12 protein-coding genes are annotated in these 10,849 nt (G+C 42.2%); 3 read left to right on the top strand and 9 right to left on the bottom strand.

The window, feature by feature from the left end; all coding sequences use genetic code 11:
* Positions 1-68: 68 nt before the first annotated feature.
* From BP896_RS08195 to BP896_RS08175, 5 genes are all read right to left on the bottom strand, one after another.
* The gene (locus tag BP896_RS08195; RefSeq protein WP_291767427.1) at positions 69-320 is read right to left on the bottom strand and encodes an Rdx family protein; all 252 of its coding nucleotides are present in this window, start codon (positions 318-320) and stop codon (positions 69-71) included.
* Between the two features lie 231 nt (positions 321-551).
* Entirely contained in the window at positions 552-806 is a 255-nt protein-coding gene (locus BP896_RS08190; protein ID WP_291767426.1) for a hypothetical protein, read from the bottom strand.
* A 129-nt stretch (positions 807-935) separates the two neighbouring features.
* Entirely contained in the window at positions 936-1,616 is a 681-nt protein-coding gene (gene pyrH, locus BP896_RS08185; RefSeq protein ID WP_291767424.1) for a UMP kinase, read from the bottom strand.
* 502 nt (positions 1,617-2,118) lie between these two features.
* The gene (locus BP896_RS08180; protein ID WP_291767423.1) at positions 2,119-3,021 is read right to left on the bottom strand and encodes an ATP-grasp domain-containing protein; all 903 of its coding nucleotides are present in this window, start codon (positions 3,019-3,021) and stop codon (positions 2,119-2,121) included.
* Positions 3,022-3,116: 95 nt separating this feature from the next.
* Positions 3,117-3,890 carry a hypothetical protein gene (locus BP896_RS08175; protein ID WP_291767422.1) on the bottom strand — a complete coding sequence of 258 codons (774 nt, stop codon included), beginning with the start codon at positions 3,888-3,890 and terminating at the stop codon, positions 3,117-3,119.
* 174 nt (positions 3,891-4,064) lie between these two features.
* Between BP896_RS08175 and acnA the strand changes: the two genes are divergently transcribed.
* Entirely contained in the window at positions 4,065-6,752 is a 2,688-nt protein-coding gene (acnA, locus tag BP896_RS08170) for an aconitate hydratase AcnA (protein ID WP_291767420.1), read from the top strand.
* Here acnA and BP896_RS08165 read toward each other — a convergent pair.
* The 3 genes from BP896_RS08165 to BP896_RS08155 form a co-directional block, all read right to left on the bottom strand.
* Positions 6,749-7,426 (bottom strand): ribosome biogenesis protein, encoded by a 678-nt coding sequence (locus BP896_RS08165; protein ID WP_291767419.1) that lies wholly within the window; start codon positions 7,424-7,426, stop codon positions 6,749-6,751. The genes acnA and BP896_RS08165 overlap by 4 nt on opposite strands.
* Before the next feature lie 37 nt (positions 7,427-7,463).
* Positions 7,464-7,895, bottom strand: a complete 432-nt coding sequence (locus BP896_RS08160) for a CBS domain-containing protein (protein ID WP_291767416.1) — start codon at positions 7,893-7,895, stop codon at positions 7,464-7,466.
* Positions 7,896-7,973: 78 nt separating this feature from the next.
* Positions 7,974-8,900, bottom strand: a complete 927-nt coding sequence (locus BP896_RS08155; protein ID WP_291767415.1) for a substrate-binding domain-containing protein — start codon at positions 8,898-8,900, stop codon at positions 7,974-7,976.
* A gap of 63 nt (positions 8,901-8,963) precedes the next feature.
* On the opposite strand from BP896_RS08155, the gene BP896_RS08150 reads away from it, so the two are divergent.
* Positions 8,964-9,326: a NifB/NifX family molybdenum-iron cluster-binding protein gene (locus tag BP896_RS08150; protein WP_291767413.1), complete on the top strand. Its 363-nt coding sequence runs from the start codon at positions 8,964-8,966 to the stop codon at positions 9,324-9,326.
* 1 nt (position 9,327) lies between these two features.
* Positions 9,328-9,879 (top strand): hypothetical protein, encoded by a 552-nt coding sequence (locus BP896_RS08145; protein WP_291767411.1) that lies wholly within the window; start codon positions 9,328-9,330, stop codon positions 9,877-9,879.
* 10 nt (positions 9,880-9,889) lie between these two features.
* Here the strand turns inward: BP896_RS08145 and BP896_RS08140 are convergent.
* On the bottom strand, positions 9,890-10,849 hold a 960-nt coding region (locus BP896_RS08140), incomplete at its 5' end, for a helicase C-terminal domain-containing protein (protein WP_291767409.1).

Raw genomic sequence — 10,849 nt, 5'->3', positions numbered from 1 at the left:
ATCATTCGCTTAAAAATTAAGCATATAATAAGTAATTAAATAGATCTTAATTTAGACCAGAATTACAGTTAAGTGGAGTTAACTGTGGTGGCGGCCTTAATTGCATTTATTATTTCATTTGCCTCAGGAAATCTCTTCTCCTTATACCTTGAGAACGCTAACTCATCATCAACATATACATCGAATATACCGTTATTACCGGGTATTATCTTAACTGTAACACCGATGTAACCTAACTCACTTAATATGTCATTAGCCAGTTTAATGGCCTTGTTTTGAAATCCGCATGGCCTACAGTAGATTATTTTAACCTCAACCATGACTCCACTTAAGTTTACAGTATAAATAAGAGCACTAATCAAGGTAATTTTCCCTGGAAAATTAAGAAAGCTTAAAATACCTTATATGAATTAATAGTAATCATTTAGTGAATATGCTTAAGCATCCTAGCTTCTATATAAATAATCATTTTTGAATTAGCCGCATTAATTAACCTTAGAACCTTAGTTTTATTGAATAACATATAGATAAGCCTCCTATGGCTGTAGGCACTATGCCAGTGCTAAATCCCTGAAGTCATATGGCGGATTAATGCCCTTAGCCTTGTAGTAGTCGTATTTTTTACCTAGGAATTCCTCCAGTATTGGGCAACCCTCGTATCTACCGTCCCTTGGGCACTTGGGGTTATCACTATCCATTATTAGGCAGGTACCTGTTTTGAAGTCATAGTGTGGGCATTTCTTATAGTAACGCTGTATGGAGGCTACTATCCTATTTATCCACTTCTGTTTAGGGTTATTACCCATGTTTTTCTTCTTTTGCTCAATCTCGAATTCGCTTAAGTCCTCCTCATACGACAGGCTTAACCACCTCCACCTTTTCAGTAACTGAGGCTTAAAATACCTTTCCCAGGTGGTTTTTAAGCATGCTTTATTTTAAGGTGTTATTAACGTCCCATCAATGGTACTGTATTTTAGGTACTTGGTTAATTTCCCTGGGTCTTTACCATCAAGTATAATCATTGATATGCCGCTCCTTCTCATTATCTGTAACGCCCACTCATCTATGAGCTCATAGGTTCCTGCAAAGGACCTAACACCCTCCTTACTCAATATGCCCTCCACCTCACTTAACCTAGCCCTCTCAATCCTGGCTGCGTTGGGGTTTTTAGATGGATCATCAGTGTAAAGCGCATCTATGTTGGAGCAGTTCACTACCGTGTTTATGCCTAAGTACTCAGCAGCCAGCACTGATACCATTGTTGTTGATTGCCCAGGCTGTAGCCCACCCATTACAATAACTTTCGATGAGGAGTATGCTTTACCAAGCTCCTGGAGAGTTTCAGGTATGCTTAAGTATACGTTAACACCCTTAGCTAGGAGCGTGTACATCATTAGCATTGCGTTTAACCTACTTGCCCATATACCAAGCATGTCGGCTGCAGCCTCACGTCCAGTTAACTTCCTAGCTACTTCAATGTACCTCCTAGCAACATCACCACCCCCAGTCACTATTACAATCCCCCTATTAGCCACCTCTGCTATTATGTCAGCGTACCTATTAATCAATTCATCACTATTAAATACCCTACCCGTTAGTTTAATTACTATTCCCATTAATGCTGAATTAAGGGCGAGGTTTTTAAATTCTCATGAGTCATGATGCTGATGTTAACTTTACACTAGTAAAATTGTAGGGGGGCTGCATTTAGGTTTAGAGACTTTTTTGCTTCATTACCGCCGATAACCCTATGGAGAAATCACCTTGAATCCACATTACTACTCACCATTAATTAGCCATTCGCAGTAAATAAATTAATGAGAGAATTAATGGTTAAAAGAGTTTTCACTTACATTAATTCCACCAAGAAAAGCAAAGGTTACTTTTAAATCTCAGCGCGCTAGATTAGGCATAGCCGGTGGTTTAGGTGGCTAAGAAGAAGAAGACTACAGAGGAGAAGAAGGAGGGTGGACAGCAGCAGAAGAAGTAATCCACCAATCCTTAATTAAAACATAATAAATTTAATTTTTTCCTTCAATATAATCCTCCTTTTAATCCTTCCCTAAAATACATTAACCGCCTTGAGGGGTATGGCAGTTAAGTACTCTTAAATATGGTTCACTTCTTAACATTATCAACAACATGCTTAATTATGTACTTTGCCGGGTTTATGCCTGTAGCTTCCTTAAAGCCCTGCCAGGACATGGATGGGTTAACCTCAAGTATGAAGTATCCATCATTGGTTTCAGCTACATCAACCCCAGCGTAGCCAAGGCCTAGAACCTCGCAGGTTTTTACGGCTAATTCAGATAACTCATTGCTTGGCTTAACTGCCTCAGGCTTTGCGCCTTGAGCAACATTACTCTTCCAGCCGATCCCCCTCCTGAATATTGAGCCAATTACTTGACCACCCACAACCACTACCCTGTAGTCTCCATTACCCTTCTTATCCAGGAATTTTTGAACGTACATTGGTTTACTGAAGTTAAGTAAGTAACTGAATATGTTCATTGCTACGTCGGGGTCATTAACCTTAAACACCCCGTAGCCCATTGAGCCCCTTAACTCCTTAACCACAGCCTCATTAAACCTCTTCACTGCATCATAAGCCATGAACATGTTTTCACTGGACTCAGTTTCAGGGACTGGTAGCCCATTCTTAGCCAGTATCATTAATGCAGCTAACTTATCACTGGCCACTAGCCAATTCATTACGCTATTAACCACGTAAACGCCCATGCTTTCAATAGCCCTCACGACCCAAACCCTATGTAGTAATTGCTCGAAGTCCCTAATTAACCCAAGGTGCCTAAGTACACCACCATCAATTAAAACAGGTTCCCTAGCACCCCTCCCAATAGCTTGGTAAACGCTTACACTACCTTTACTTAACCTAACACTGGCCATGTTGACGTAAATCCTCTTAACCCTATAACCCAGCTCCCTCACAGCCTGCTCAAGATCCTCAATATCAGGTTGATTAAACTCAACTTCATAAGGCCTAATTATGCCTATATCCATACTTAGCTTAATTAGCATTGGATTTTAAACATTAACTAACTCTCAGCAATAATTAAGCATAATTCAGCGCCAACGGGAGGGAATTAGAAGTGGAGTTACTTAATGAGAAGGAGTATTAGTAGGAGAATTAGAAGTATTGACTCAGCTAAACTACCCCAACCTATCCTCCTAATCCTCAACCCAACTTCACTAGGCTTAAGCTTACCTTCCCAAAGCGCATGAATAGCCCTTATGGTTGGTTCAATAAGCGGTATTAAGTAGTAGGCGCTTAATTTAAAGTAATCCATAGCCAAGTAAGTTACTAACATTAATGATGCAGCCCAAATCACTGAGGAAGCCCAGGGTTTAATTGGCCTAAACGGTAACTTACCCTCAACGTAAGTTGATGAGAAGGCGTGGTAAGCTAGCCAAACGGCATTAATATAAATAACCATGGAGTGGATTAAACCACCCATCATTATGTACCAGGGTAAGTAAACTGAAGCCATTAGAACGGTGCCAGACACATTAGCTACTGTACCCCTACCTTTCCCCCTAATGGTTTCGATTATGAAAATGAGGAGTAGGATTACTGAGGGTATAACCCACGTTAAATCATACCTGTTGTAAAGTAAGTAGGAGTAGGGTAGTACATTAATAATGAGTAGGGTGTAATCAGTGGGCCTTGGCCTTGATATTAGCTTTAAGTGAACTCTCGTTAGGCTTAAGGCATTAAGCAGCATAAGCATTAGCACTAAGGCAATCCTAAGTGGGTTAAATAGGGTGTTAAGCATGATTAGTGAGATTAATGATAGAAGGTACGTGGCTGCTAATACGGAGACTGCTCCACTATCCATATGCCTTATCTTTTGTGCGGAGTGAACATGCATTATGCCTATTACCCAGTGTTAATCAATAAGTATTACTTAAGGTACTGGAGGCTTTAAAGCAATGAGTAAGGTCACTAATCTACCTATTAGATTACCGAAGAATTTTAAATAGCTTAACTGTTGAATTAATCTTAGAGTCGGTAATTTTTTAAGTACCCTAAGGTTGAGGTTCCTATGAGTATTAGCGTTAAGGACCTTGAACTCATTAAGGAGCAGTGGAGTTCACGGATCGGTAAGTTAAGCATATGGAATATAAGTAGGTTTGAGGAAATAGGATTTAAGGTTTCTAAACTACCTATAAGCATTAGAATACTCTTAGAGAGCGTGGTTAGGAATTATGATGGTAAGGCTGTTAAATTAGAGGATGTTGAATCACTACTTAAGTGGGATCCTAAGGCCCAGTACCCTAAGGAGATACCCTTCATACCAGCCAGGCTAATACTACAAGACTTCACAGGCGTCCCACTTGTAGCCGACTTAGCAGCCATGAGGGATGCAGTGGCTAAGTTAGGTAAGGATCCTAAGGTAATTAATCCCCTTGTCCCAGTGGACTTGGTTATTGATCACTCCATTCAGGTGGATTACTTTGGCGTATCAGACGCATTAAGGTTAAACATGGAGCTTGAGTTTGAGAGGAATAAGGAGAGGTACATATTCCTTAAGTGGGCTCAATCAACATTCAGCAACTTCAAGGTAGTACCCCCTGGTAGGGGTATAATACATCAAGTTAACATAGAGTACCTAGCCAAGGTGGTTTTCATTAATCAGAATAATGCCTCAGCCTACCCAGATACTGTATTAGGCACTGATAGCCACACAACCATGGTTAGTGGCATTGGTGTACTGGGCTGGGGTGTGGGTGGTATTGAAGCTGAGGCTGTTATGCTTGGCCAACCACACTACATAACAATACCCCAGGTTGTTGGGGTTAAGCTGGTGGGTGAACCAAGGGAGGGAGTTACTGCAACTGATATTGTGCTTAATATTACGGAATTCCTTAGGAAGAGGAATGTGGTTGGTAAGATAGTTGAGTACTACGGCCCAGGTATTAAGGCCCTCCCCGCTTGGGATAGGGCTACTATATCCAATATGGCTCCTGAATACGGTGCAACAACAGGCTTATTCCCAGTGGATGAATTAACGTTAAGTTACTTAAGGTTAACGGGTAGGGATGAGGCGCACGTTAAACTTGTTGAAGATTACCTTAAGCACGTTGGCTTATTCTACGTTGAGGATTATGAACCAACCTTCAGTGAAAGCTATCAGTTTGATTTAAGTGAAGTGGAACCAGTGATAGCTGGTCCAAGGAATCCCGATGAGAAAATACCCCTTAAGATGGCTAAGGCAACGGTGTCTAAGCTAATTGATGAGTACGCCAACAGTAGGGGTGGTAAGAGGAGTAGTATTGTGGATTTAGGGGATTTGAAGGCTAACCTGAGGGATGGGGCTGTTGTTATTGCCGCAATAACAAGCTGCACAAACACCAGTAACCCAACAGTACTAATTGGGGCTGGCTTAATGGCTAAGAAGGCTGTGGAGAAGGGGCTGAGGACTAAGCCATGGGTTAAGACAAGCCTAGCCCCAGGTTCAAGGGTTGTTACTGATTACTTAACTGCAGCTGGGCTAATGCCTTACCTAGAGGCCTTAGGCTTCCACGTAACTGGGTATGGATGCACAGTATGCATAGGTAATACAGGTCCCCTACCTGAACCCGTGGCTAAGGCGATTAGGGAGAATGACATATACACAGTGGCTGTGTTGAGTGGCAATAGGAATTACGAGGGGAGAATACACCCATTAGTTAAGGCCGCTTACCTAGCCTCCCCAATGCTTGTGGTTGCTTACGCATTGGCAGGTAGGATAGATGTGGATTTCGATAATGAGCCACTGGGCTATGACCCCAATGGTAAACCCGTTTACCTGAGGGATATTTGGCCAAGCATTAGCGAGGTGAATTCAATAATAAAGAGTACTGTGGTTCCTGAGTTATTTAGGAGGAAGTACGCTGACGTGTATAAGGGTGATGAATTATGGGAGGGATTAAAGGCGCCCAGTGGGTTACTTTACCAATGGGATCCATCATCAACATACATAAGGAGGCCGCCGTTCTTCGATAACATCACCCCTGAACCACCACCACTTAGGGATATTAAAGGCGCTAGGATACTGCTACTGCTTGGTGATAAAATAACTACAGATCATATTTCACCAGCTGGTTCAATACCATTAGACAGCCCAGCGGCCAAGTACCTAATGGAGAGTGGCGTGAAGCCTGAGGAATTTAACACGTATGGAGCCAGGAGGGGTAATCATGAGGTTATGGTTAGGGGTGGGTTCAGTAATATTAGGCTTAGGAACTTCATGGTGAATAGGGATGGCGGATACACTATACACTGGCCCGATGGGAAAGTCATGACCGTCTACGAGGCTGCGGTTCAATACCAGAGTGAGGGTGTGCCCTTAGTTATATTCGCTGGTAAGCAGTATGGTTCAGGTAGTAGTAGGGATTGGGCAGCCAAGGCGACATTACTCCTTGGTGTTAAGGCTGTTATTGCTGAGAGTTTTGAGAGGATACATAGGAGTAATTTAGTGGATATGGGTGTTTTACCCATACAATTGCCTGAGGGCGTGAATTGGAGGGGCCTTGGGTTAACGGGTAATGAGGTTGTTGACGTAATCGGTATTGAGGAGGGCCTTGAACCGAGGAAGAAGCTTAAGATCAGGATTACGAAACCCAATGGTGAGGTTAAGGAGGTTGAAGCTACTGCTAGGTTGGATAATGAGGTTGAGGTTGAGTACTATAAGCATGGGGGAATATTACCATACATGCTTAGGAGAATTGCGTTAAACACTGGGCGTTAAATTAAGCCTAATTCAGACTCAATGGAGACTATTAGGGAATTAACAGTATGGCTTGTTGTTAAGGGTTCACCATTAGCTAGGCTAAAAATCCTCCTGGCCAAGGCCCTAGCAACTTCACTTGAACCCTTAGGCATTCCACCAACCATAACCACTGCCCCACCATTCTTAATTATTAACTTAGCTAATTCAGTTACCTTAATGGGTTCACCATCCCTCTCAAGAAGTATAATGAGTGATTCACTCATTGACTCAATCAATTCATTAATCGACACACCCATGAACCTAAGCAACCACTTACCGCTGGGGGGTACTGAACCATACTTGAATAACTGCTCCACCAACCCAAGGAAATTAAAGTAATTCTGAGGCGGCCTCTCACCTGGGGCAACCTCAATAACCTTACCTACCACTGTGTGAATATAAACAGTTAACATACCTCTCCGGGCAAGTAGGCTGTTTAATGAATCTAGGAGAAACTTATGAACAATATCCGGCCTACCCCTACTTTCCTTACCCTTAAGCCTACCCATAGCCTTAAAGTGAAGGGCCTTATCAAGGGGCATGTAGTTTGGGTCCCTACCAAGCCTCCTAGCCGCCTTAATAACATCCTTATTATTCCTTAATTCAGGGGGTATTGGCTCCAAGGCTGCATCAACAAGTATGAGTTTAAGCATTAATGCAGTTACCACTTTTAGTGAATAAACTTAACACTCATTCTCTAACTGGTGGATAAGGACGAAGTCTAGCTAATGCATCAATAACCTCCTTCTCCTTCAAGAGATCCCTAATGGATATTACGCCCATAACCCTATTATCATCATCAACAATAACCACGTGCCTAACCTGCCTCTCATTCATTAACCTAGCAACAGTGGTAATGTAGTCATAGTACTTAACCGAGACTATATTACCCATTGTCCCCACCTGCTCCACAGTGGCCTTATTAACATCAATGCCCTTAGCCAATGCCCTAACCACATCCCTCTCACTTATAACTCCTAAAACCCTCCTATTCTCAGGGGAATCAACAATAACCACTAACCCTACATTATTATCAGCCATGAGCCTAATGGCCTCCATTACTGGGGAACCCACCTTAATTACTACTGGACCCTTCCTAGTTATTAATTCTGAAGCCTTCATACGTTTACTATATAGTATTGTTTTTAAACTTAATCCCTATAATTAGCAATAAGTTAATACATTAGGTTTCCTACGGTTTTATCCCATAATTTGCCCAATATTATTGCCTATTAAGTAACCCCTAATATTAACACCCCTTAACCCCCTTAAGGCTTCCAGAAGCTTCTGAGCATCATTAATTGAATCCCTCCTCACCACTATATCATAGTCCTCCTGCGTAACCTTAATGAACCTTAAACCCCACTTCTCAGCATGGTATTGAGTTATAAAGCCGTAATCAGCTTCACCCCTTATTATAGCCTTGGCTACATCATCATGAGTCCAAGCAACTCTATTAAGAGCCTTCGGGTTACTTACATTCATCCTCCTTAACCATAATTCACTAAGTAGTCTTGTCCCTGAGCCGGGATTCCTCTTAGCCATAATTAACCTACCCCTCTTAACTTCATTAATGAGGTCCTTAAGGTTCATTGAACCCAACTCCTCCCTATACCCTATCCCAATAACCCTACCATAACCCCTCACTAGGGTTAATTCATCCAGTACCCCAAGTGCCTTAAGTATGCTTAGGTTACTACCATATATTGAAGATAAGTGCACCCCAGCCACTTGAGCCTTATTTATAAGCAGCATTGATAAACCATTCATTGACCCAACCCAAGTAACTGAGGCGTAATCATCTAGGATGTAGGAGAGTAATTCATCATGACTGCTGGCGACTATTAACTTACCACCTAAGTCACCCTCACTGAATGCTAGTAGGAGTTCCTCACCAAGCTTCGTTAATCTACTGTAACCACCGCATGAACCACCCCTAATGCCCTCCATTAATGCTTCCGATAGCTTAACCTCCGCCTCCCTAATTAGCCTAAAGGCAGTGGAGTAGGGTATGTTGAGTAGTTTAGCTGCCTTGTTTAATGAACCATACTTTTTTACTAATTTAAGTAATTCAATGACCTCAATCCTAATGTCAACACCCCTAAACCTAACAGTCCTACTGCTCATTAATTCTCTTAATTTTAAATAAACTAATGCAGTGTTTATAAATCCAAGCCCAATTCCTCCCTAATGATAGTGTGCACAACAGTTAATAATGACTATAGGGTTGAGGTATTCTCGAAGGCTACTAAACTCATACTAATGGATACTAATAGAGGGGTGATTCACGTTGAGGATAACCCAGCATTACTTAGCCCAAATAAAAGACCCACGGTTGCTAAGAGGTGCGTGGAGCTTGGAGCCGACGTAGTTATTGCAGCCCATGGCTCAGTGTGTTACCCATCCTACCGCATATTGAGGCAACACGACGTGAAGATTTACATTACTGAACCTGGCTCAGACCTAAGTAGCGTTAACGTAACACCCATTACCCAGTGGGAGGTTCTTTACTCAAGCATAATAGCGGTACTTGAGAGGCTGAGTGGGCATTAATATGGCTACTGCAATAGTGGCTATACCACCCCTTAAGGATGATGAGTTATTAAGTAGGGTAATTAGATACATGGAACGAAGCCTCAGTGAGGCTGGGTTTAGTAACATAGTGTTCTGCGGCCCATTGAAGAGCGTTGAAATCCCTGGATCAGCAGCCTTAACAACCTACATTGACTACGCGTACGCGTCATCCAGGGGATTACTGAACTCATGTATTGAAGCTAATGTGCAACCACCCGTGGCGCTAATTAGGGGTAGTCAACCTTACTTAAGTCCAGAGGCCTACACTGAAGCCCTATGGGCCTTAAACTCCTTTAATAGGCCTATAGTGGTGTTATCTAGGGGTGGTAGGGGTTTAAGTACACCCATCCTTTTATCAAGCATTAGGCTACTGAGGAGGGTTATGAAGCTTAATTCTAGGTTTAAGCTTGCCAGCGCCATGGTTAGGTTCCTGATTGAGAATAAGAGGGATATTCTACTTGTTGAGGTTAAGGATGAATGCCTTGGCGTTAGGCTAAGACCCTCAGCTTGCCTAAGTAGGATTAGTGATTGAATTATGCCGGCTACTGGTTAGTATTAACTGATGTAAATTCCTTAAGCATGCTTATTAACTCTGCCTCACTTGAGGCAACCTCAATATTAGGTAGGTAGTTTGCCATTTCCCTCCAAATGATTGGATTATCCCTAAACCTATAATCCATTAGTATTATGAAGACCCTATCTTTATCTGACCTAAGCCCCCTACCTATGGCCTGCTTAACCTTAACTAAGGCATTCCAAGTGTAGACCGCATGCCACGCATCATCGTAATTAGCCCTAGACTTAACCACGTCAACTAACCCATTCATGAAGTCATTTGGCTCAGGGTAAGGTACACCAACTATTGCCACAGCATCTATGTAGTTAACGTCATTGAACCTGAATTCAATACCCTCAACCAACTTACCCCCAGCCACGGCTAGTATTAACTTATGTGGATTAACCTTAATTGATTCTAGGACATCCTCTATGGTTGTTGTACCTATCTCAACCACTAAGTCAACTCCATGCCTAATATACTTCCTAGTGGCCTTAAGGGTATCGTATGATGGGAAGACGGCTAATACACCATGCTTTACAGTATCGTATACGCTTATTAATGTTTGAGCAATCCTACTATACTGCTCCTCACTCCTCTCAGTATACTTCGTTGTTACTTCACCGTAAACCACAGCCTTAACATTAGAGGACTTAACGTACTCGGTTAACCCAACCCTCAATTCATTGACCTTAACCTTAACCCCAAGTAGGCTTATAAAGAGCCTTGTAGGCGGCATTGTACCACTCATTACTATGAAGCTGTGGGCATTATTCATTACCCCTGAAGCTGCTGCTGATGGATCCATTAATCTACTTACAATAGCCTTACCATCATTGCTCATGGATAGGAAGAGCGCCTTATCCTTAGGCATCTTAACCACCGACCTATAGAAATCAATAATGTCACTTAATGGGGTACCAGCCAGAAGAATACCCCTACTCCT

The sequence above is a fragment of the Caldivirga sp. UBA161 genome, assembly GCF_002506515.1.
In the GTDB taxonomy this organism is placed as follows: domain Archaea; phylum Thermoproteota; class Thermoprotei; order Thermoproteales; family Thermocladiaceae; genus Caldivirga.
The sequence above is the reverse complement of the archived record's forward strand: the minus strand, read 5'-3'. Positions and strand labels throughout refer to the sequence as shown.

Coding starts and splice junctions, on each gene's coding strand:
- BP896_RS08195 (WP_291767427.1), bottom strand. CDS start 320: ATGGTTGAGGTTAAAATAATCTACTGTAGGCCATGCGGATTTCAAAAC.
- BP896_RS08190 (WP_291767426.1), bottom strand. CDS start 806: ATGGGTAATAACCCTAAACAGAAGTGGATAAATAGGATAGTAGCCTCC.
- pyrH (WP_291767424.1), bottom strand. CDS start 1,616: ATGGGAATAGTAATTAAACTAACGGGTAGGGTATTTAATAGTGATGAA.
- BP896_RS08180 (WP_291767423.1), bottom strand. CDS start 3,021: ATGGATATAGGCATAATTAGGCCTTATGAAGTTGAGTTTAATCAACCT.
- BP896_RS08175 (WP_291767422.1), bottom strand. CDS start 3,890: ATGCATGTTCACTCCGCACAAAAGATAAGGCATATGGATAGTGGAGCA.
- acnA (WP_291767420.1), top strand. CDS start 4,065: ATGAGTATTAGCGTTAAGGACCTTGAACTCATTAAGGAGCAGTGGAGT.
- BP896_RS08165 (WP_291767419.1), bottom strand. CDS start 7,426: ATGCTTAAACTCATACTTGTTGATGCAGCCTTGGAGCCAATACCCCCT.
- BP896_RS08160 (WP_291767416.1), bottom strand. CDS start 7,895: ATGAAGGCTTCAGAATTAATAACTAGGAAGGGTCCAGTAGTAATTAAG.
- BP896_RS08155 (WP_291767415.1), bottom strand. CDS start 8,900: ATGAGCAGTAGGACTGTTAGGTTTAGGGGTGTTGACATTAGGATTGAG.
- BP896_RS08150 (WP_291767413.1), top strand. CDS start 8,964: ATGATAGTGTGCACAACAGTTAATAATGACTATAGGGTTGAGGTATTC.
- BP896_RS08145 (WP_291767411.1), top strand. CDS start 9,328: ATGGCTACTGCAATAGTGGCTATACCACCCCTTAAGGATGATGAGTTA.